Below are 22,291 nucleotides of genomic sequence, written 5' to 3'. Positions count from 1 at the left end.
GGCTCGACCGACGAGAAGTAGAGAAGCAGTGGGCCGAGCGCTCGGCAACCGCCCCCAAACGCTCGCCCGGATAAGTAGTGTCATGTCGCTCCATTCTAGTCACCCAGCGGGCGGGCAGGAAAGAATTCCGCCGCGGTAAGCCGAGCGTTTGGGCAAGGATTTGTCGCAAATATTCGGCGTTTTTGCGCCAACCGGACCTCCAGGCGGGTGTTTGTTAGCGGACGACCGGCGTGGCCCCCGATTCTCGCAAAACGCCCAGCAGTTCGCCGTGTACGCCCGGAGTCGAGGCAATCAGGTGGGCGTCGGCTAAGTTAAACTCGCCGCCATCGCTCGCGGTGACCGTGCCGCCGGCCTCGCGAACCAGCAGAACGCCCGCCGCCACGTCCCAAGGGTGGATCGCCCGGGCCCACTTCGCGTCGAGCACGCCACGGGCGACAAACGCCAAGTTCATGGCCGCCGAACCGGTCCGCCGCACTCCACGACAACGGCCCACCACGGCGACGAAGTCCAGCACGTCCGGCGACAGCGAATCGACCTGAGCCGGCAGGCTCATCGCCAATAGCGACTCGTCGAGCCGAGCCGAATTGCTCACGCGCATCGGCTCGTCGTTGAGCCACGCGCCGCTGCCCTTCGCTGCGGCGTAGGCGTGGTCGTGCACCGGATCGTAGATCACGCCGGCCACCACTTCGCCTTGGTTTGCGACGGCCACGGAAACGGCGTAGGCCGGAAAGTCGTGGACGTAGTTTGTGGTACCGTCTAGCGGATCGACGATCCAGCAATAGGGTTGGGCGAGCAATCGGCGGATGTCGCCGGGATTCTCTTCTCCTAGGAAAGCATGATCGGGGTAGTGTTCCGCTACGACTCTTGCGATCGCCTTCTGCGAGGCGAGATCGGCATCGGTCACCAGGTCGGCGGGAGACTTCTCGCGCGCCTGGAACTTGCCCCGCCACTGGCGAAGCATCTCCCCCCCCGCCCGAGCTGCCAGCAGCGCCACGCGGAGTAGTTCGGCATGCGGCGAGTCGGCTAATGGAGGGAGTTCAGCGGGCATGACGAAGAAAAACGAGGAGCAAACGGAGGCGGTGAGGACATCGACAAGTCGGCAATCTTACCGCGATCGGCACTAACTTGCAGTCCTGCACCACCCGTCGAAATGGCGATTGAAATGCCTAAGTAATTGTGTGATAAGGACTAAGGTCCTGTCGGTAAAGTGGGCAATATTTGGGACCTTCAAACTTTCTTAAGAATTCTCTGGACACGGCCGGCCGTATGAGTATGATTACGGGTGGACATGAGACGCTGTTGGATGGTCCTCGGATACCTGCTAAGTCGCAGATTTGCGGCTAGGCGATTGCCTAATTTCCATCATTCCCTGACTCCGAGTCATCTGCCTCTTCTCTGTTCCGGCCCCGTCGCTTCACTTCGGTGTTCGGCGGGGTTTTTTATTGGTGTTTTGAGTCTTTGACTCTTTCTACGTATCAGTTCCTTCCCCAGTTGTTTCAAGTTTCGGAGTGTCCCGCGCATGTGGCATTGGGATGGAAGCCTCGCGACGGTCGACCTCGGCCAAGTACAACTCGCCGTCGCCATGGCACCGGGCGATCGCAAGGTCCAAGTTAAAACTTCCGAAGACCTGCTACTTGCCACGCTCTGGGACATGCCAGCGGTAAGCGCGACGCCGCTTGTAGATGTCTACGTCCGCGGGCACGATTTGGTTTGCCTCACCGCGCCAAGCGATTCGTTCCCCTACCACACGCAGTTGTACTGGACACTTCGCACGGTGGACGTCACTCCAACGCCGCTGGTCGCACTGTCGTTGTTGGTGTCGATTCGCACCGACCTTCTGGACACGCATCCCGAGATCGAGCTGGTGACCCAAGCCGCGCGACGAACCTCGCGAACACTCGATGTCGCCGGTGGGCCGGCGTTTGTGGTGCCGCTGCGCGATAGTGTGACGCTAGTGGACTTCGCGACGCCCGAGGACTGCGTAAAACAAGAGATTCTCACGCCGCACCACGACCGACTGTCGATCGAGCGATCGCTGTTTGGCCACTTTCTGGAGAAGGGCGTCATTCGCAGCGGCCGCGCCTTTGCCGCGCTCTACGCCAACGAAGTCGCGGACGACGACGCCTCGGTGGTGTGCCACGAGTTGTTGTCGACGGAGCTTCCGCTGACGACGTAAGACTCGATCTTGTGCAGGTCCGGGGTCGGGGACGACCCGGCTCACACGCGCCGTGAATCGGCGCTTACTGAATTGCCAGCGTGACGTGAGGGTTCGCGCTCCGTCGGTCGCCCAGGTCGACGTAGCGTTCGTGGCCTCGCGTGGTGACCTTGTACTTCTCGCCGTTGAGCGGATTGGTGTGGTTCGTGGGGGCGGGTTCGCCGGTGAGGTTCGCGAGCAGGAACACCCACCCTTCCACACGGGCGCGATCACGGGCGAGTTCCGCTTGGGCGAGCGTTAGGCTGTTGTCGAGTACGAACAGGTGATTCGCGAACCATGGGTAGTCATCCGTTTGCTCGTTCGCGCGAAGCAGTCGGTCGCATTCCACCAAATGCTTCGATCGAATGTAGTACGGCTGGTCGGAGACGTCGATGATCTCGCGCATGTAAGCGAGGTACGCCGCTTCGTCGGCATCGATCTGCTGCTCCTTCGCGACGCGGAGCGAATCGTACACGCCATCGGCGCGAAGTTGCTCACGCTCGTCGGCGGTGAACAGCAAGTCGGCGAGACCAAGCCGAATGGCTTCGTAGGTGATAATCGCCATCGCCCGCTCGCGAACGAGCGTGCCACGCATGGAAGGCCAATGGCGGAGCGTGTTGTCGAGTGTTCGATAGATCGCACGCAAATCGTCGGCCGTCACACCTGGCCTTCCTGCAATCATCTCGGCCACGGCGAGCGCTTCGCTTCGCAGGTGGGCGGCCTGCACGCGGGCTTCGAGGTGCTCGGAGTTGGCGAGCCAATCGGTCCATCGCCATGCAGCGTCGAACCTCGCGATCGCGACATTGGCAGGGCTTTCCAAATCGGAAACCGCATCGACCAGCAGCAATCGACAAGCGGCCGCCGAGCGATAGACGAACGACAGATCGTTGAAGTAGCCTCGGTCGAAGCGAATGCCATAGTCGCACCCCGGAAGCTTGCTTGCCTCGAACACGGCTTTCGTTTGCTTCGACCACTTGGTCCCCATCAGCCGGGCTTCTTGAGCGACGAGCGACGGATCGGCGGCGCCGAGGGTATCGAGGAACGATTCGGTTTCGCTGTTGATCTTCGAGATCTGCTCAAGGTCAGGTAGCGCGTGCTCCAGTGCCACCGCAGCGTTTTGATGCACGAGCGATGCATCGGTGTTGAGCTCCGATGGTAGCGTGTGCGATTGCTCGACGAGTCGGAACTCTTCTCGTAGTGCCGACTGCCGACTTGCTCGTACCCCCGGAAGCGTTGCCGCGTGCGCGAGCAGCGATTCGAGCGACTCACCACGCTTCTGACACCCAAGCTGCACCACCAGCGCAGCGAGCGTCAACACGACGCATCCGGCGCAGCGAGGAGCGTGGGGCATCATGACGTAGGGACCTTGGCAACGCGGAGTGATAGCACCAGAGGGCTCATGGTATCGCCGAGGCCAAGATTGTCACAAGAGAAACTGGGGCAACATCACGTCTTGCTAGCATCGCGAGCTTCACCAGATCCCGCCCATTTGGCAATTGCTCAAGTCAAAAGTTCCAACGGGTAGCACCGCGGCGCGGACCCGTTGGAACTCGAAAGGGTTGCCTCCTCTGCGACCGACCCTTATTGCTGCGGTGTCAGTTCGCCACCAGCGCGAGTGACGAAGCGGGCGTACTCGCGGATGTCGATGTCTTCGTTAATGCTGCGGACCGAACCGTCGCCGAAGGCGTGATTGGCGATACCGGGGTGGAAGGCATAGGGTGCGCTCGTGCCGAAGGTGCTGTGGTACGGATGCGGATAGCCTGCTTCGACGATGTCGCTGCCGTTCGCGCAGTTGAGAGCGCAGGTGCCAGTCTCCGCGGTGCCATCGGCCGACAAGCCACTGACGATGATGTCGGACGCTGGCCGGCACCAACCACCGCCATTGACGCGTGCCTTCGTGGCGTCGGAAGTGACTTGATTGCCTTTGCGATACAAGAACGGACGCCCCGCCGACTCGGCAAGCAGGATGGTATTCGACAGTCCGTCGGTCACGTGACGAAACGCCGCCTTGGGATTGTTGTACTCCATGATGCCGGGCTCGTTGTCAGGCGAACCCGTCGTGTTGTTGGTACGATCGACCAAGTTGGCGGACATGAGTCGTTTGTCGACCCACACGGTCGGCGAGTAATCGGTAGGCACACTGATCTCAGCGACCCAAGGCGATGCTTCGGGCAATCCGTCCAGGCGATCGGCCGCTTCGGGAGTCGAGGGGCAGTTCATCACGGGGATGACCTTGTTGACCGCGGGACGGTTGGCAATGTCGCCCCAGTTCTTCTTCAGGTCGAAGATGTTCTTCACGTTCCCCTCTTCCAGATAGGGGAGCAGGTGCGTGAACGCGGCAATACGGGGTGCACTGGTGAGACCAACGGGCCGCGCACTCACTGGCACCGTCTTCCGAGCATCGTGAAAATTCTGAACCGCGAGGCCCAGATTCTTGAGCCCGTTGACGCACTGCGTGCGCCGTGCGGCTTCGCGAGCGGCTTGGACCGCTGGAAGTAGAAGTGCGACGAGGATGCCAATGATGGCAATCACCACCAGCAGCTCGACGAGCGTGAAACCCTTAACGTTGCGAGACATCGGTAAACCCTTTCGGAGCAAAGAACTAAAAAATCAATAAGGAAGAAACTACAGCTTGATGGGCGAGATGGTGTTTTCCTGCGTCGCCACTCGGATGGTGATGTCCGATGTCTGAGGCGATGCGTACTTCTTGGGAATGACGTTCGGGCCCGAGATGACATCCGCGCCGTTCTTGATCGGCTTGTACCACTCGACGGTCACGACGTACTCACCCTCGGGTGCACCATCGCCACCGTCGTAGGTGGAAACCTTCAGCGAGCCATCGGCTGCGACGCTCGCCCGTGGCGAAGGGACGTTCTCTTTCGTCGTCTTCGGATGCAACGCGACAAATGCCCCGGGAATCGGCTTGCCCTGAAACGAGACCGAGCCGGACACGGGAAACGTCGGCACTCGCTCGGGGCCCGACTTGCTGTTGCAACCCGTGACCGTGCCCATTGCGAGAAGTGCAATCAGGCTCGTTCCCAGTAGTGCAGCCCGATGCTGACGAACCTGCCCGCGGCGGCCACGAGTGCTGACATTCGATTTAGGAGCCGTGATCACGGGCTGGACAACGGCTAGATCGTCGATGACGCTATGCACGCCAGCCATGTGCGCGACAATGAGCACGATGGCCTGCCGTTCGAGCGAGCTTGCGACCTTGCCAGCGAGGGTGACGGTTCCGCAAGCCGTAGTGATGGTGAGCGACTTCGACGAACGAAACTGTCGGAGTTCGAGCCGCGTTCGCACGCGAGCAAGCAGTTCATGGTCAGATTCGTTGAGCTGGAGTGATTGGTTAGGCATAGAAGATCTCCTTGTACGTACACGGCTTGTGACCCGCGCACGCATGTATGAAGTGAGTGAGTGACAGAGCCCGGCGTAGTCGTTACGGAGAATTACCGCATCGATCGTGGGTGCCTCCGGAAAACCGGTCGGACTCGGTGGGCAAGAGCACCTCTCGCAGATGCGAGTCGGTGTGGAGTGGTAGGACCGTCAACAGCTTCGTCGGACGGCTTCGCTGCGGCTTCGTAGTCGCCGCTTTTCGGTACGATCGATTTGGATGACGACACCATCTTGTACTACGATGTTCACCGCTCCGAAGCGTAAGCCACGTAGCGCGCTGATGATCTGCTGCACTTCCTCGGCGGAGGGGCGAGCCGGGTCGATGCCGTTGGCAATGTCTTGGTTCATGCTCGAATCCTTTCGTGCTTAGCCGCCGTATCGGTGGCGCGGCGCTTGGGCTCTTCGCCGGCAACGAAGATCTTGGCTTGCTTGGGATACAGGTGAACCGATTCTTGTTCGTTGAGCGCCAGCGTTCGCAGTTCTTCCAGCGACATGTCCACCAGCACCGACTTGCCATCGGCGGTGACCAGCGTAATGCGAGCGAGCGAGCCCGCGGCGTTGATTCGTTCGATGGTTGCCGGGACGCTTGGCTCGCCGTTGGCGGTGCGGCGAATCACAATATCGTGGGGACGCAGATAAACGTTGGCCGCCAGTTCCTGGGTGCCTTCGTAGCTAGGGTAGTCCACGCGCAGGTCGCCCGCCGTCGCAACGCCCTGCTGCACGCGACCTTGAAACACGTTGACTTGGCCCAGAAACTCCATCACGAACGGCGTGCGGGCGTGGTGGAACAGTTCGTCGGGCCGGCCATGCTGTTCGATCTTGCCCTGGTTCATCACGACGACCTTATCGGCCACTTCCAGAGCCTCTTCCTGGTCGTGCGTCACTAGCACGGTTGTCACGTGCATTTGTTGGTGCAGCTTGCGAAGCCACTGACGAAGCTCCTGGCGAACCTTGGCATCGAGTGCGCCAAACGGTTCGTCGAGCAGTAAGATCTTCGGCTCGACGGCCAGCGCACGTGCCAGCGCGACGCGCTGACGCTGACCACCCGAGAGTTGCGACGGATAACGCTTGGCGTACGGGAGCAGTTGGACGAGCGACAGCAGGCGATCGACGCGGGCCTTTAAGCGATCTTCGCTCAGCCGCTCCTTGCGGGGCTTCACGCGGAGGCCAAACGCCACGTTCTCAAACACCGTCATGTGGCGGAACAGGGCGTAGTGCTGAAACACGAAGCCGACGTTCCGCTCGCCAACGCTTTGGGCGGACACTTCCTCATCGTGAAAGCTGACCATCGCGGCGGGGTTCGCGTCGGGCGACTCCAGACCCGCCATCACCCGGAGCAGCGTGGTCTTGCCCGAGCCCGAGGGACCCAGGAGCGCGACGAGCTCGCCCGCCTCGATGCGGAGGCTTACGTCGTCGAGCGCCTTGGCTCCGCCGAACGTTTTCGAGATATTTTTGACTTCGATACTCATAGGGAAACTCGATGCGAATGTTTTGTTGTGTGGTGGTTGGCTTTCAGCGCGATTACGCCTCTTGCAGGGCTTCTTGTTGCTCGCGTTCGAGTCGCCACTCGACAAACGACTTGAGGGCGAGGGTCACCAGGGCTAGCAAGGCCAGAAGCGAAGCGACAGCAAAAGCCGCCACGAAGTTGTATTCGTTGTAAAGCACCTCGACATGCAGAGGCAGCGTGTTGGTGCGGCCGCGGATGTGGCCCGACACCACGGACACGGCGCCGAACTCGCCCATCGCGCGGGCATTGCTCAGGATCACGCCGTACAGCAGTGCCCACTTGATGTTTGGCAGCGTTACACGGAAGAACGTTTGCCAGCCACTTGCGCCAAGCGAGATTGCCGCTTGTTCTTCGTCCGTCCCCTGCTCTTGCATCAGCGGAATCACCTCGCGGGCGACGAACGGGAAGGTGACGAAAATGGTCGCCAGCACGATGCCAGGCACCGCGAAGATGATCTGAATGTCGTGCTCGGCGAGCCAAGGCCCGAACCAACCGTGGGCACCGAACACCAGCACGTAAATCAAACCCGAAACCACCGGCGACACGGCGAAGGGCAGGTCGATCAGCGTGATCAGGAAGCTCTTGCCGTGAAACTCGAACTTCGCAATGCACCACGAAGCCGCGAGACCAAACACCAAGTTCAGCGGCACGGAAATCGCCGTCACCAACAGCGTCAAACGAAGCGCCGACCAGCAAGTAGGATCATTAAAGCTTTCGAGGTACGTCCAAATGCCCTTGCGAAACGCCTCGGCGAACACGGCCGCCAAGGGAACGAATAGGAACAAGGCCAAGAACGCGATCGAGATGGCAATCAGCAGTCGTTGTACCCATGGCGACTCGGTGGTGGCGCGACGGGGAACGACGACGGTGCGGGGAGCTTCGTAAACCGGTGCGTGAATGGCTTCCATGTTACACGCCTCCCTGCAAGCGACGACCAGCCAAACGCTGGACGAAGTTGATGAACAGCAGAATCGCGAACGATGCCAGTAGCATGGTCACCGCCACGGCCGAGGCACCGGCGGTGTCGTACTGTTCGAGTTTCGACACGATCAACAGCGAGGTGATTTCGGTCTTCATTGGCATGTTGCCAGCGATGAAGATGATGGACCCGTACTCGCCAATCGCCCGTGCGAGCGACAGGGCAAACCCCGTGAGTAGTGCTGGCATGATGGTGGGTAGGATTACTTTGGTAAGCGTTTGGAAGCGAGTGGCACCGAGGGCGGCCGCGGCTTCTTCGGTCTCGCGTTCGAGGTCCGACAGCGCGGGTTGCAAAGTTCGTACGACGAAGGGAAGTCCGATGAAGGTCATTGCGACGATGATGCCCAGCGAGGTGAAGGCCACCTTGATGCCGAGCGGTTCGAGCCATTGACCGATCCAGCCGTTTTGAGCGTAGACCGCGGTGAGTGCGATGCCCGACACGGCCGTTGGCAGAGCGAAGGGCAGGTCGACCATCGCGTCGATCATCTTGCGTCCGGGGAACGTGTAACGCGTGAGCGTCCACGCCACCAAGAACCCGAACACCGCGTTGATCAATGCCGCGACCAGTGCTGTGCTGAACGTCAGCCGATACGAGGCCAACACTCGTGGGCTGGTGGCGGCGACCCAAAAATCCTCCCAACCTAGTCCTGCCGCCTTGGCGAACAGCGCTACTAAGGGCAGCAGGACGATCAAACTCAAGTACAGGATGGTGTAGCCCAACGTGAGGCTAAACCCCGGCAATACATTTCGACGTGACGACTTCGGCATGATTCTCCCCCTCGCTTCCTTGCGAGTAAACTTATGGACTCAGTTACCTTGTGGACGTAGCTACCTAGGCTGGTAGATGGAGTCGAACACGCCGCCATCGGCGAAGTGCTTCTTCTGAGCCTCCTGCCAGCCACCGAACTCGTCAGTCACGGTGAACAGTTCGAGATCGGCGAAGCGAGCCACGTCCTTGGGGTCGGCTTCGTCGCGTTGTTGGGGGCGATAGTAATGCTTGGCGGCGATACGCTGGCCTTCGGGCGAGTAGAGGTGTTGCAGGTAAGCGTTCGCGACATCCAGCGCGCCGTGCGAAGCGGCGTTGCGATCGATGACTGTGACGGGTGGCTCGGCGAGCACGCTGACCGATGGTACGACGATTTCCACGTTGCCTTCGCCAAGTTCGTCGATAGCGAGCAGGGCTTCGTTTTCCCAGGCCAACAGCACGTCGCCAATGCCACGCTGCACGAAGGTGGTCGTCGAACCGCGAGCACCTGAGTCGAGCACCGGCACGTTCTGGAACAGCTTGGTGACGAACTCTTTGGTCTTCGCTTCGTCGCCACCATTTTGCCGCTGAGCGTAGCCCCACGCAGCTAGGTAGTTGTAACGAGCTCCGCCCGAGGTCTTGGGATTCGGGGTGATGACTTCGATACCGGGCTTCACCAGGTCGTTCCAGTCCTTAATCCCCTTGGGGTTGCCCTTGCGAACCAGGAAGACGATGGTCGAGGTGTAGGGGGCACTGCGATTTGGCAAACGCGACTGCCAATCCACCGGCAGCAGGTCGGTACGCTGGGCAATTTCGTCGATGTCGTAGCCAAGAGCCAGCGTCACTACGTCGGCCTTCAGTCCATCGATTACGGCCCGCGCTTGCTTGCCGGCACCACCGTGCGATTGCTCGATGGTGACGACCTGGCCGGTCTGATCCTTCCAGTGCTTGGCAAACGCGGTGTTGAAGTCGCGGTACAGCTCGCGAGTGGGATCGTAAGAAACGTTGAGCAGGGTGACCGGATCCTTAGACTTGACGTTGCCGTCGGCGATGTTTTGCGAAGTGGCTAGAGTGCTCGAGGCAACATCGTTGCAACCCGCGGCCACGGCAGCCAGAAGCAGGAGAGCGGCGAAGCGGGCAGGTAGGGCAGTCATCGAAGGGAGCTCCGAGTTATTGGGGGAAGTGAAGTCGAGTCACCCCTAAGCACGCCGCGTGCCAGTTTCATCGATAGGTCGTAACTACTTACGGTGGCAATGGTTGCGCTTCATGTGGCATTTGGATGGATAATCTCCAAGTAGTGGTATATCCTAGAAGTGATAGGATATGTCATGAGCTCAGGATATTTCCCATCGAGCGACCCCTTATGTCGAACAATCTAAAGACGCTGCTCGAAATCTGGCGCGAAGCGTGCCAGCACATTGAAATTCAAGAATCCACCGCCGGTATCCACAAGCTGCTGGCTCGGCAACTGCCGCTGACGCATGTCACCATCATCCGCATCGAGCCCGAGCACCATCTCGCCGCGGTGGTAGCGGTCGCTCCGCTAGCAGCCATGCCTGCCGAAGGTCTGCGGGTTGAGCTTACAGTCGGAGAGACGAAGCGCCTGGTGGCGTGGGTGCGGAAGCTGGAGATTGAATCCCGAGATGCGGGCGAAACGCTAACAGGCCCGCTCGCAAGTCTCCCCATTCACGACACGAAGTCCCAGCTTCGGTTGGTGCCGCTACGGCATGGGAGCGATACGCTCGGCGTGGCCACATTTGCGGTGAGGTCGCAAGCAGCCTTCACCGCCGCTCAAGAAGAGCTCATCGCTGATCTTCAGGAGCCACTTTCAGCGGCGCTGGCGAACGACCGCCGCTTGCACGAACTAGCCGCGCTGCGCGAGGCGGCGGAGGCCGATCGAAGGTCGCTGCTCCGTAGGCTGGGGCGGACTGACCTTACCGATCGCATCATCGGTGCCGATGGTGGCCTGGCGCAGGTTATGTCGCGCGTCGAACTCGTCAGCCAGTCCGATGCACCCGTGCTTCTGCTCGGCGAGACGGGCACCGGCAAGGAGGTCATCGCCCGCACCGTGCATGAGAGAAGCGATCGACACGACGGACCTTTTATCCGCGTGAACTGCGGCGCGATTCCTAGCGAGCTGGTTGACTCGCAACTTTTCGGACATGAGAAGGGAGCGTTTACTGGAGCAAGCGAGATGCGGCGCGGTTGGTTTGAGCGGGCTGACGGCGGCACACTTTTTCTCGACGAGATTGGCGAGCTTCCTCCCGATGCCCAGGTGCGGTTCCTCCGCGTCTTGCAGGACGCGTACGTTGAACGCGTTGGTGGGGGCGATCCTGTGCGGGTCGACGTGCGTGTGATTGCGGCGACGCATCGGGATCTTGCCGGCATGGTGCAGAGTGGTTCGTTCCGCGAGGACCTATGGTATCGCATCGCCGTGTTCCCGATCCTACTGCCTCCGCTGCGCGACCGCCTTGGCGACATTCCGGTGCTCGCTGGGCACTTCGCGGAACGCGCCGCGCATCGTTTTGGCCTATCGGTGGTCATGCCGACCGAGGCCGACTTCGACCTACTGCGGGCTTATCACTGGCCAGGAAACATCCGTGAGCTCGGTGCGGTGATCGATCGCGCGGCGATTCTCGGCGATGGTCGTTCGCTGGAGCTCAAAGCGGCCCTCGGCTTCGCCTCACCAACGGTTGCCAAGGTGTCACGCTTAGGGGCCGCCCCCGCGACCTTCGAAGGTATCACATCGCTGGACGTGGCGATGCGCGAGCACATCGAGCGAGCGCTAGCCGCCACTCAAGGCCGCATCGATGGCCGCGGCGGCGTGGCCGACCTGCTGGAGATCAATCCGCACACATTGCGGTCGCGAATGAAGAAGCTCGGCATCGACTGGCGGAGCTTCCGGCCTTAGAGAGCACGGAGTTTGCTACTTGCAAAACAATTGCAAGTGCTATAGAATGCCCATCAGCGGCTTTTCGCTCCCATCCTGCGTTAAGCATCCCCTTCGGCGTTGCAATCGCCCGGCGGTGGAAAAACGACGCGAACTTTCGCGGTTTTCGCCCCGTAAAGAGTACTTTCGCCCCACGCGATACCGGCGTTTCCGCGGCCTGCCGCTTCGCGGTATGATGGTCGATCCGCCCCCACGCTCGCCGCCCTTCAGGGCACGCCCCACCCATGTCCGACCGCTCGTTACTTGTTGAACTCAAAAACGTCCAGAAGGCTTATCGCGAGCCCAGTGGCGAGCTGCTGCCGATTCTGGACATCGAGCATTTTGCGATTCACCGCGGCGATCAGGTGGTCATCCGCGGGCGTAGCGGCTGCGGTAAGACGACCCTGCTCCACGCCATTGCCGGACTAACGCCCGTCGACTCGGGGTCGATCAACTTTAGCGGTGTCGAACTCACCCGCTTGGCCGAAGCCGGACGCGATAAGTTTCGCGCTCGCAACATTGGCTACGTGTTCCAAACGTTTAACCTGCTACCGGCGTTCACAGCTCTCGAGAACGTGATGCTTGGTATGACGTTTACCGGCAGGCCGCGAGATCGTGACCGCGCCATTGAGCTTCTAGAACAAGTGAACCTCGGCCATCGACTCCATCACAAACCCTCGGCCATGAGCGTCGGCGAACAGCAGCGCACGGCGGTAGCCAGAGCACTCGTCAATAAGCCGCTATTGCTGCTGGCAGACGAGCCGACCGCGAACATTGACCCCGGGCATCAGCAGCAAGTGGTCGACATGCTTCGCGAGGTGTGCGTCAGCGAGAACGTGGCGATGCTGCTGGTAACCCACTCGCCCGAAGTGTCGAATCAGTTCGACAACGTGGTGGCTCTCGAAGAACTCAACCGGGTGGTGAGCGGCGTATGAACTTCCTTTCGATAGCCTGGCGCAATATGTGCGATCGGCCCCTGGCGTCGTTCCTGACGGCGCTGTCGATGGCGCTTGGCGTGGCGGCCGTGATCGTGGTGCTGGTGATCCATCGTGTGGCGGTCGAGCAATTCAAGCAAGACGCCCAAGGCTACCACTTCATCGTCGGTGGCACCGGTGGGCGGACGCAGTTGGTGCTGAGCACCGTGTACCACCTCGACAAGCCACTGTATCCGATCTCGTACCAGTACTACCGCAAGTTCATTGATGGCGAGTACGAGCCCTACACCAAGGCGGTAGTGCCCTACTGCCTCGGCGACGCGTTCGTTAGCGGCGACCGCAAGTTCCGCGTCATAGGCACGACGCCCGATCTGTTCGACAAGCTGATCTACCGCGACGGCAAGGGCTACAAATTTGCCGAGGGACGCAACTTCGAGCGCGATAAGTTCTTCGAAGCAGTCGTCGGCAGCGCTGTCGCCCGGCAAGGCAATCTGAAGCTAGGCGATACGTTCAATCCGACGCATGGACTTGGTGGCGAGGGAGACAAGCACCGCGAATTCAAGGTCGTCGGCATCCTCGAACCAACGCAAACGGCCAACGACCGCGCGCTGTTCGTGAACATGGAAGGCTTCTACTTGCTCGAAGGCCACTCGCTGACGGCCAAGCCCGACGCCGAAGCTACGGCAGCGACGACAACCCCCGAGCCCGGCGCGCCGACGGTTGGCTACGACAACGATGGCAACGAAGTGAAACCGCTGCCCGAAGCTCAACGCGAGGTAACTTCACTATTAGTGTTGGCGAACGATCCGATGAGTGCGTTTGCGCTCTCGACTACCATCAATAAATCGGGAGATGGCAATCAAGCCGTGGCACCCACCGAAGTCGTCACAGGCCTGCTGGAGAACATCGTCGGGCCGGTACAGGTGGTCCTGTTGGTGCTGACGACGCTCATCGTGCTGGTGGCCGCGATTGGTATCCTGGTGAGCATCTACAACTCGATGGCCGACCGAGCCCACGACATTGCGGTGATGCGAGCACTCGGGGCCAGCCGGGCATCGGTGCAAACCATCGTGCTGCTCGAAGCCGTCCTGCTGGCCGTCCTGGGTGGCCTCGCGGGCATGGTGTTGGGGCACCTGATGGTCGGCATCGCGAGTCCCTTTGTCGAAAGCCGCACGGGTGTCGCGCTCGACATGCTAGCGTTTACGCCGCTGGAATTTATGGTGATTCCGAGCCTCGTGGTCCTGGCGATCCTGGCGGGGATCCTGCCCGCGATTACCGCCTACCGCACCGATGTCGCTAAAGCCCTGAGCGGCACCCGATAGAAGTGGATATAATGAAATCGTAGCCGGATTCGCCAGAATTCGGACAACGAGAACAACAGGCCAAATCGCGGACCGTGTGATGGTCCGGCTATTGAGGGATCTTATGCCACGCCCCAAGAAGTTCCTTGCAGCCGTCGCGCTGATTGCCTCCTTTGCAGCGTTCCGTGCGCTCGCTTGCCCCTACTGCACGGTCGAATCGAGTACGTTGTCGGAAGACATGGCGGCGAGCGATGCCGTGGTGCTAGCGAAGCTCACGCCCGTTGAGGGCGAGCGAATCATCGATCCCGACTCCGGCAAAGCTAAGTTCACCATCGACAAGGTGTTGGTGGGCAAGGACAAGATGAAGGACGTGAAGGAGATCGAAGTGGTCTTCTTTGGCGAGCCTATCGAAGGGCAGACCTACTTCATTCGCGGCATCGGCGCTGAGGAGCTCGACTGGAACATTCCGATCCCGATGTCCGACACCGCTGTGAAGTACGTCCAAGAGATTCAATCTCTCCCGGAGAAAGGCCCCGAACGGGCGCGCTACTTCTACGACTACTTGCAGCACGAAGATCCGCTGCTGGCACAAGACGCCTACGACGAGTTCGCTCGCACTTCGTACCCCGACATCCTCGACATCGCTGACAAGATCGACCACGAGCAATTGTGGACCTGGATCGAGGATCCCAGCGTCAGCCCCAACCGCCGCAGTTTGTTCTTCGTGATGCTCGGCGTGGTGGGTTCCGAAGAGGACGAGGCACGGCTCAAACGGATGATGATGGCCGATGGCCGCGTGCTCCGGGCGAGTGCCGAGGCGTCGGCCGCGCTGTCGATGGGGCTGGGTGGTGCGATCACGCTGCCGATCTTGCCCGAGATGGTCGCGATGGAGCAACGGCAAAAGCAACTCGGTTTTAACGCCATGGTCGGTTGCTACTTGAAGCTCACCGGTTCCGAAGGGCTCGACGTGCTCGACGCCGAATTCCTGCGCGACGACCAAGAAGATCCGACCAAGGTCTACGGCGTGTTGCTCGCCTTGCGATTCCTGGCCGAAGAGACCGAGGACGTGCCGATGGATCGCCTGAAGCAATCCATGCGGCTGGTGCTTGAGAAGCCCGACTTCGCCGAACAAGCCATCCGTGATCTTGCGCGGTGGGAAGATTGGACGGTGCTCGATCGCCTGGTCAAGATGTTCGACGAAGCCGACCCCAAGACCTACGTGAAAGAACCGATCGTCGCCTACCTCGACCAAGCCTCGCAGCAAGAGGGGGAGATCGGCGAGCAGGCCACCGCGGCGGTCGCCAAGATCGAAGCCGCGGACCCCGAGACGGTAAAGCGCGCCCGCAGCCTGATGTCGTTCGGCTTTCTTGGATTTGCCCGCCCCGGCAGCCGCGACCCGGGAACCGCCCCCGAGCTTAAAGACCCGAACGATCCAGGCGACGTGGAAGCCCCGGCGCTCGACGAAGACGAGGCCGAGCCTGCCGAGACGCCTGAATCGACCGACGAAAACTCCGCCGAGGAAACTGCCGAGGACTCGACCGAAGCCGCTACTGAAGAAGTCGAAGTATCGGAAGAATCGGCGACCGAGCAACCCGCCACCACGCCGACCACCGAGGCCCCGGCGATTGCGATGGACCCGCCACTGGTGCCGCCGAGCCAATCGCTGGTTCTCGGCGTACCATTAATAGCTGCGTGCGTGTTTGTCGGCATCGTCTGGCTCGTGCTCCGCGGCGGTCCCTAACTCTCCCTTATCTCCCACTCACACCTAACGACGATGTCTACCACCACTCTCCAGCCACCCGCGACTCCCAGCCACGAAGAGTCCAACACGCTCGAGTACCGAGCACTCTACTCCGGCGCGCTCGTAGCGGCGCTGCTGGGTGTGGTGTCGCTGTTCATGCTGGCGGTGACCGACTTCCTCGAAGTCGCGGTGCTAGTGGCGGTGATTCCAGCGCTTGGCATTATCATGTCGCTATTCGCGCTGCGGAAGATCAACAACAATCGCGACATCTACACCGGCAAACCACTCGCCCTGTTCGGCCTCGTCATGTCGGCCGTGATGCTGGTGGGAGGCGTCGGCCGCGCGGGTTACATCCATGCCACGGAAGTACCTGACAACTACGCTCGCATTTCATTCCTATCCCTTAAGCCCAACGAGAAAGACAAAATCGCGGGCCGTCCCGTGCCGAAAGAGGCGCTGGAGTTGATGACCGAAGGAAAGCCGGTCTTTATCAAGGGTTACATCCGCCCCGACTCGGTGCAATCGCGGCTCGGCGTGGACGAGTTCCTGCTGGTTCGCGATAGCAATCAGTGCTGCTTTGGCGACCTGCAATCGGTACAATACTTCGATCAGATTGCCGTAAAGCTCGCACCGCCACTAACCACCGACGTCACCCGGGACGTGTTTCGTATCGGCGGCCGCCTGATGTGCAACCCGGAGAACCTGGGACGCGGACCCGAGTACCCCGTGTACTTCATACTGGCCGACTACGTCGAGTAGCGGGTATGGAGGACGGCCTCGATTTCTTTCGTGCAAGGACGGATGACTAAGCGAATCGATCAACATGGCAGCGCGTGGGCAGCGGCTCGGGCTAGCGGGCTCCTGCTCGTGGCTGGCTTTGCGCTGGTCGCGGCGCTAGGGTGCAAACCGGAAGAAACGACGACCTTCAAGCTACCCGCCGACGAAGTGATGGCGGAGACGGTCGAGGATTCGAAGGAAACTGCCACGAGCGAGTCGACCCCGACCGCGCCCCCTACCCCGCAAGCAGAACTCGAAAAGCCAGAGGTTGAGCCAGCAACATCGACACCCGAAGCTCCGGCTGCCGAAGCTCCCCAGGATCGCGTCGTTGCCAAGACGTTTGACGACATCAAGTTCGACATCCAGCCCGACGCGCCGTTCTTCCGCGAGATGCTCACCCCCGAGATCGAGCAGCTTGCCGGGCAGCGAATTCGTATCCGTGGATGGATGCTGCCTACTTTTCAGCGAAAGGGAATCACGCAGTTCGTCCTGGTGCGCGATAACCTGGAGTGCTGCTTTGGTCCGGGCGCCGCACTCTACGACTGCATCATGGTCGAGATGGTTCCAGGCACTTCGGCCGACTTCTCGACGCGATCGATCGCCGTCGAAGGAACCTTCAGCATTCGCCCGTTCATGGGGCCCGGCGATCGGCACCTCGCGATCTACCATCTAGATGGCGAGAGCGTAAAGTAGCTTGAAGGCTATTGGGACTCATCCCCGCCGAGGCCCAGCTTGCTGAACCACCGGCCTTTGCCGCCGCTCGAGACGGATCCCCCTGCTTGCTTCTTGGGGATCGAGTCCCGCAGGGCTTCGAGTTCGATCCGCCACTCGGCGAGCTCTGCCTGTTCGCGGGCAATCTTCGCCCGCTCGGTCGACATTTCCAGCTCGGCCTTACGAAGCTTGTCGGTCAGCTCTTCTTCGATTGCCGCAAGGCGAGCTCGTTGCTCTAGCACGACGTCGTCCGAGTCGATCGCTTCCTGCATCGAGTGATTGGCTTGCGAAGTGCTGGCGTGCTCTTCGGCCGATTCGAGTTTGTGGCGCAGCTCGTGGATCTCGCGGTCCTTCGACGCGACCACGTCGTCGGTGATGCGAATGGTGTGCTCGATCGAAGCCCGCTCTTCACGGCGATCTTCCGAGAGGTCGCCCGATTCCTCTTCCAGGCTCAGCAGCAACTTGCGCTTGAGCTCTTCCCACTTCTGCTCGCCACCGCCGGAAGCACTACTTGCAGCCGCTTGCGGACGTTTGGCGAGTTGCTCTTCGAGGCGTTCTTTCTCGGCACGCAGCTCGCGGACATCTTCCACCGCCATCTCGAAGCGGCGCTGTAGGTCGGCAACAGCTTGGTTGTCGCCCGCGGGCACGATCGGATGCGACCGCAACTCTTCAATCTCGGCAAGCAACGCCTCGCGCTCTTCGCGGAGCGAAATCAGCTCAGCCGACTCATCCTCGTTGGGCTCAGGCCGGCGAGCAAGCTCTTGCTCCAACTCAGCGTTCGCTTGGCGAAGCGTCCGCACGTCCGCCATCGCCAGTTCGAACTTGTGTTCCAAATCGGCAAGCGGCTCGCTCGTCAACTCTGCGGCGGCAAGCTTCTGCGAAACCTTTTCGAGCGTCGAGGCAAGCTGCGAGCACTCGGCTTCCAGCGTTGCGCGCTCTTGCTGCCAACCGGCAGCCGCTTGCTCACCCTGCTCCAGCGCTTCGCGAAGCACCAGGGCCTCGGCTTCGAGACTCTCGACGGTCGCCAAGGTTTCGGCGAGTTCCGCGTGGAGCGAAGCTTGCTGAGCGTCATTCGCCACCGAGCCCGCCGCAAGCTGCGCTTCGAGGTCGGCGATTCGCGCTTCCAGCTCGCTGGTAGCTGAGAGTTGCTTCGCGACGAGCTCGTCGCGCTCGGCGGCCAGGTTGCTGGCGTTTGTTTTCGCTTCGAGCAGTTCCGCTTCGAGCCGTGCTACTTCGCCCGACATCCGTTCGAGCTCGGTGCCGCTGATGGCGTGATCCGAATCAAACGAGTGACGCAGATTCGCGAGCTCTTCGTGGGCGACTTCAAGTTCCGACCGTGCTGCATCGCGCTCGGCGGAGGCGGTGGTTGCGGCCAGTTCGCTCGCGGCGAGCTGGGCACTGCGCTCCGCCAGCGCGTGTTCGAGCGACTCCAGTTGTTCGTCATGGGCGTGGCCGGCGAGCGCGGCGTCGCGCTCAAGAGCTTCGCGAACCTGCGCAAGACTGGCAGACTCCTCGGCGAGCGATGCCTGCTGATGGGCGAGCTCGTCGCGTTGCACCCGGCACGCTTCCTCGCGCTCGTTCGCTTCGGACTGGCGAGATTCAAACTGCGCCTCGCGCTCGGCGAGGTCCGCGAGCTTGGTGTTCAGCTCGTCCATCCGCTGGTGGAGCTCGGCATCGGTTCGCGCGAGCTCGGCTTCCCATTCGCCGCGTTGTTGCTCAAAGTCCTGGGCGGCGTGGGCGTTCGAGTCGTGCCGGGGATCGCTCGCCAACTCCGCGGCAATCTCCACCGCCACCGACTCAAGCCGCGTGCTAAAGCGAGATTCCATCTCCCGCATCCGTTCGCGCTGCTTCTCGAGCGAAGCCTGCGCGCGCTCGCGCAACTCGCGAAGGCGATCGCGGGTTGTTCCCTCGGCGGGGTTCTCGGTGGAGGATTGTGGGGTGTCCATACTTGGGTGCGAATAGTTTCCTGTCCCGAACTTCGGGCGCGCACGTCGTGCGCCGGCCGCCCTGTTCGAGCGAACAAAGACTCTACGCAGATATATAGGCCGAGCATTGGCCGAGGTCAAAAAACGAAACCCTACGCGGGTGGGGGTTTGCGGATTGCGCGGATGGTGGCGCGGGTATCGCCGATCATGCGGGCGAGTGACCACCGAGGAGGTGGCTGTTGACGATGTTCTCGGGCATGCGGCCCTGCAGCACGGCCACCACTTGCCTTGCAACACGTGTTCGCAGCTCCTCGACCGCCCGCGTCGAATAGAACGCGGCGTGTGGCGTGACGATTACACGCCGGTCGTTGTACGGCGGTTGGCTCAAATCGGGCGGCTCGGGAACCTGCACGTCGAGCCCCGCTCCGGCAAGCTGCCCCAACTCGAGCGCCCGTGCGAGTGCCGCGTGATCGACCAATCCGCCACGCGAGGTGTTGATGAGAAACGCGGTGGGCTTCATCTTCGCCAGCGTGTCGGCGTTCATCAGGTTCGCCGTCTCGGGAGTCAGCGGGCAAAGTAGCACCACGTAGTCGCTCTGGCCCAACAAGTCGTCGAGCGAGCGCCACTGGCTACACTCGGGGACCTCTCGCGAGCGATTGTTCGCCAGCACCCGCATGCCAAGCGCCGCGCACTTACGCGCAAACACCGACCCAATCTGCCCCACGCCGATAATCCCCACCGTTTGATCTTCAAGACGTTCTAGCGGCAGCGCGGCGTTGATGTTGTAGATGCCCGACTTGGTTTCCGAGTGGTAGAACGCAATCTTCCGCGCGAGCCCGAGCAGTAGCGCGAGCGTGTGCTCCACCACTTCAGGCACGCAGTAGTCCGGCACGTTGGTCACTAGCATGCCATGTTCGCTCGCCCGCGGCACGTCGATGTTATCAAGTCCGATGCCCGTCCGCGCGATGTGCCGACAATCCTTCGCGGCGTCGATCACAGCCGCGGTGACTTTCGCCCAGCAGGTGAGAATCGCTTGGCAGTCGCGAGCGTACTCGGCGAGCGTCTGTTCGTCTTCGGCCGGAGCGACGATCAATTCGCAATTCGCCTCGGCGAGAATGGCTCGCTCGAGTTCAATGTCGGCCCAAGGATAGTCGGTGTAGAGCGCGCGGGGCATGGTGAGGCGGAGGGCTAAGAGTTAGGCAGAAGGATGCCTGTATCCTAGCTACCTACACGGCCCGATTGAACCCGCCCAAACGTGCACGACTGCGACAGAGTCCTACACTTTTGCGACAAACGCCGCGATTCTCACGAGTATAGCCCCGCGATTTCCTTCGCGAAGTTGTGCTCGATCACCGAGCGACGCAGGCTGAGTTTCGGCGTCATTTCCCCCAGGTCGATTGAGAAGCCACGCTCGATCACCACGAACTTCTTCACCTGTTGCTGGGCCGGCTGTTGGGCGAGCATCGCGTTGATTTCGCGCTCGATGATCTTGCGAATCCGTGGGTGCGACACGCCCCGCTTCTTCGACCACACGAACAGCTTCTGCTTGCGAATCTCACTTTTGATTCGCTTGGGGTTGGGCACGATGATCGCCGACAGGTAACTGCGTCCCTCGCCAATCACCATTGCCTGCTCGATCCATGGCGAAGCGCAGATCAACGTCTCGATGGCCGACGGTACAATCTTCTTCCCCGTCGCCAGGGCCATCAATTCTTTCTTGCGGCCGACAATCGACAGCCGACCCTCGGCATCCCACTCGCCCAGGTCGCCCGTGTGCAGCCAGCCGTCCTTCAGCACTTCGTCGGTCGCGGTTTCGTTGAGCCAGTAGCCCTTCATCACGCTAGGACCACGCACCAGGATCTCGCCATCGTCGGCGAGTCGCACGTCGAGATTCGCAAGCGGCCGACCAACCGTCGAAGGAGAAAACTCTTGATGATTCGGCACCGTCACCACGGGCGATGCCTCGGTTAACCCATATCCAGGCAGCAGCGGAATCTGCTCTTCAGCAAAACGCTCCACCACGCTCGGCGCGAGGGCCGCACCGCCACAGTAGCAACGCGAAACTCGGCCACCTAGTAGCTGCCGCAGCGTCTTGGGGGGCGCATCACCTGGCTTTGCGTTTACGGCTTGTTCCAGTTCCGCGTCGGCGAGATCCACCAGTTTCTGATAGAGGTACGGCACCGCGTTGATCACCAGCGGCCGCACAATCTGGCAATCACGCATGAACGTCTCACGCGGATTCTCGGCCAGCACGAGCCGCGAGCCACGTTGAATCCAGCTATAGAGGTCGCACGTCCGCGCGTAGATGTGACTGAACGGAAGAAGCGACAAACGCAGCTCGTTGCGACTGCCCACGGCTTCGGAAAGCGCGAGGGTGTTCGAGACGATGTTGGCCTGCGTCAGCATCACACCACGCGGCTCGCCACCGGTGGTGCCCGAGGTGTAGAGAATCGTAGCAAGACTTTCCGGACCGCAAATCGCGTGCGGTGGCGATTCCTTGCCGATCCGTTCGAACGACCGCTTGCCGAGCTTGATCTTGTTGCAATCTTTGCCGAGCTCGATGACGTGCTTCGCGCCACAGTGGGCAACGAGCTCTTTCAGCTTCGCTTTGCTCAGCGAGGCGTGCAGTGGAACGTGTACCGCGCCGATGTAATGCATGGCCATGTCGTTGACCACCCACTCGACGCTGTTGGGGCCGATCTGCACGATGAGATCGCCCCGCACGATTCCTTTGTCGGCGAACTCGCGAGCCCGCGACTCCACCGCCGCGGCCAGCTCCTCCCAAGTGTGCCATTTCACCGCGTTGTCGACGATGAACCCCAGCGCCCGCTCGTGCCGGTGGGTACGCACGGTAGCCACGAACAGCTCGGGTAGCGTCTGTGCACTGGTCGCAGTGGTAGCGGACATGGATCGCATAGTGGCTAGAAATAGAAAATCGCACCGCGTGCGTCCAGACGACTTTACGCACGGACCGCCGCGAAAGCTAGCGGCCAAAAAGCCTCAAAAAGAAGAGTGTTCCGGTACAGTCATTGTAGCTAGCGGTGCCCGCAAGGCGAGTAATTTCTGTGCCCGAACTCGCCATCCTTCAGAAACTCACCTCCCCCAGCCACTGGCGGAAGCCTGTGGTTCAACAACCAACCAACTCTCCCCCA

19 protein-coding genes are annotated in these 22,291 nt (G+C 61.0%); 7 read left to right on the top strand and 12 right to left on the bottom strand.

The window, feature by feature from the left end; all coding sequences use genetic code 11:
- Positions 1-214: 214 nt before the first annotated feature.
- Positions 215-1,048, bottom strand: a complete 834-nt coding sequence (locus SH292x_RS23420; protein ID WP_442483449.1) for an inositol monophosphatase family protein — start codon at positions 1,046-1,048, stop codon at positions 215-217.
- Between the two features lie 471 nt (positions 1,049-1,519).
- Here SH292x_RS23420 and SH292x_RS23415 point away from each other — a divergent pair, with 471 nt between their 5' ends.
- Positions 1,520-2,176, top strand: a complete 657-nt coding sequence (locus SH292x_RS23415; protein ID WP_442483448.1) for a hypothetical protein — start codon at positions 1,520-1,522, stop codon at positions 2,174-2,176.
- 64 nt (positions 2,177-2,240) lie between these two features.
- Here the strand turns inward: SH292x_RS23415 and SH292x_RS23410 are convergent, their stop codons facing one another.
- From SH292x_RS23410 to SH292x_RS23375, 8 genes are all read right to left on the bottom strand, one after another.
- Positions 2,241-3,548 (bottom strand): hypothetical protein, encoded by a 1,308-nt coding sequence (locus tag SH292x_RS23410; RefSeq protein ID WP_442483447.1) that lies wholly within the window; start codon positions 3,546-3,548, stop codon positions 2,241-2,243.
- Positions 3,549-3,775: 227 nt separating this feature from the next.
- Entirely contained in the window at positions 3,776-4,771 is a 996-nt protein-coding gene (locus SH292x_RS23405) for a DUF1559 family PulG-like putative transporter (RefSeq protein WP_442483446.1), read from the bottom strand.
- Positions 4,772-4,819: 48 nt separating this feature from the next.
- Positions 4,820-5,551: a BON domain-containing protein gene (locus SH292x_RS23400; protein WP_442483445.1), complete on the bottom strand. Its 732-nt coding sequence runs from the start codon at positions 5,549-5,551 to the stop codon at positions 4,820-4,822.
- Positions 5,552-5,740: 189 nt separating this feature from the next.
- Positions 5,741-5,938 carry a YezD family protein gene (locus tag SH292x_RS23395; RefSeq protein ID WP_442483444.1) on the bottom strand — a complete coding sequence of 66 codons (198 nt, stop codon included), beginning with the start codon at positions 5,936-5,938 and terminating at the stop codon, positions 5,741-5,743.
- The gene (locus SH292x_RS23390; RefSeq protein WP_442483443.1) at positions 5,935-7,059 is read right to left on the bottom strand and encodes a sulfate/molybdate ABC transporter ATP-binding protein; all 1,125 of its coding nucleotides are present in this window, start codon (positions 7,057-7,059) and stop codon (positions 5,935-5,937) included. Before SH292x_RS23390 ends, SH292x_RS23395 begins: the two co-directional genes overlap by 4 nt.
- Positions 7,060-7,111: 52 nt before the next feature.
- Positions 7,112-8,005 (bottom strand): sulfate ABC transporter permease subunit CysW, encoded by an 894-nt coding sequence (cysW, locus tag SH292x_RS23385; protein WP_442483442.1) that lies wholly within the window; start codon positions 8,003-8,005, stop codon positions 7,112-7,114.
- A 1-nt stretch (position 8,006) separates the two neighbouring features.
- Positions 8,007-8,843: a sulfate ABC transporter permease subunit CysT gene (gene cysT, locus SH292x_RS23380; protein WP_442483441.1), complete on the bottom strand. Its 837-nt coding sequence runs from the start codon at positions 8,841-8,843 to the stop codon at positions 8,007-8,009.
- Positions 8,844-8,903: 60 nt separating this feature from the next.
- Positions 8,904-9,974: a sulfate ABC transporter substrate-binding protein gene (locus SH292x_RS23375; RefSeq protein WP_442483440.1), complete on the bottom strand. Its 1,071-nt coding sequence runs from the start codon at positions 9,972-9,974 to the stop codon at positions 8,904-8,906.
- A gap of 209 nt (positions 9,975-10,183) precedes the next feature.
- Between SH292x_RS23375 and SH292x_RS23370 the strand changes: the two genes are divergently transcribed.
- From SH292x_RS23370 to SH292x_RS23345, 6 genes are all read left to right on the top strand, one after another.
- Entirely contained in the window at positions 10,184-11,731 is a 1,548-nt protein-coding gene (locus SH292x_RS23370; protein WP_442483439.1) for a sigma-54 interaction domain-containing protein, read from the top strand.
- 263 nt (positions 11,732-11,994) lie between these two features.
- Complete coding sequence (locus tag SH292x_RS23365; RefSeq protein WP_442483438.1) at positions 11,995-12,684, top strand: ABC transporter ATP-binding protein; 690 nt, start codon at positions 11,995-11,997, stop codon at positions 12,682-12,684.
- Positions 12,685-12,710: 26 nt separating this feature from the next.
- Entirely contained in the window at positions 12,711-14,006 is a 1,296-nt protein-coding gene (locus SH292x_RS23360; protein WP_442483437.1) for an ABC transporter permease, read from the top strand.
- Between the two features lie 103 nt (positions 14,007-14,109).
- Positions 14,110-15,726, top strand: a complete 1,617-nt coding sequence (locus SH292x_RS23355; RefSeq protein ID WP_442483436.1) for a hypothetical protein — start codon at positions 14,110-14,112, stop codon at positions 15,724-15,726.
- 33 nt (positions 15,727-15,759) lie between these two features.
- Entirely contained in the window at positions 15,760-16,485 is a 726-nt protein-coding gene (locus SH292x_RS23350; RefSeq protein WP_442483435.1) for a DUF4190 domain-containing protein, read from the top strand.
- 42 nt (positions 16,486-16,527) lie between these two features.
- The gene (locus SH292x_RS23345) at positions 16,528-17,196 is read left to right on the top strand and encodes a DUF3299 domain-containing protein (RefSeq protein WP_442483434.1); all 669 of its coding nucleotides are present in this window, start codon (positions 16,528-16,530) and stop codon (positions 17,194-17,196) included.
- An 8-nt stretch (positions 17,197-17,204) separates the two neighbouring features.
- On the opposite strand, the gene SH292x_RS23340 is transcribed toward SH292x_RS23345, so the two are convergent.
- From SH292x_RS23340 to SH292x_RS23330, 3 genes are all read right to left on the bottom strand, one after another.
- The gene (locus SH292x_RS23340; RefSeq protein WP_442483433.1) at positions 17,205-19,160 is read right to left on the bottom strand and encodes a hypothetical protein; all 1,956 of its coding nucleotides are present in this window, start codon (positions 19,158-19,160) and stop codon (positions 17,205-17,207) included.
- A gap of 184 nt (positions 19,161-19,344) precedes the next feature.
- The gene (locus SH292x_RS23335; RefSeq protein WP_442483432.1) at positions 19,345-20,313 is read right to left on the bottom strand and encodes a C-terminal binding protein; all 969 of its coding nucleotides are present in this window, start codon (positions 20,311-20,313) and stop codon (positions 19,345-19,347) included.
- Positions 20,314-20,444: 131 nt separating this feature from the next.
- Positions 20,445-22,046, bottom strand: coding sequence for an AMP-dependent synthetase/ligase (locus tag SH292x_RS23330; protein ID WP_442483431.1), 1,602 nt, complete (start codon positions 22,044-22,046; stop codon positions 20,445-20,447).
- Positions 22,047-22,291: the final 245 nt, after the last annotated feature.

The sequence above is a fragment of the Aeoliella fuhlenseeensis genome, assembly GCF_052161615.1.
In the GTDB taxonomy this organism is placed as follows: domain Bacteria; phylum Planctomycetota; class Planctomycetia; order Pirellulales; family Lacipirellulaceae; genus Aeoliella.
Note: the sequence above shows the minus strand (reverse complement) of the source record. Positions and strands in the feature narration are given on the sequence as shown.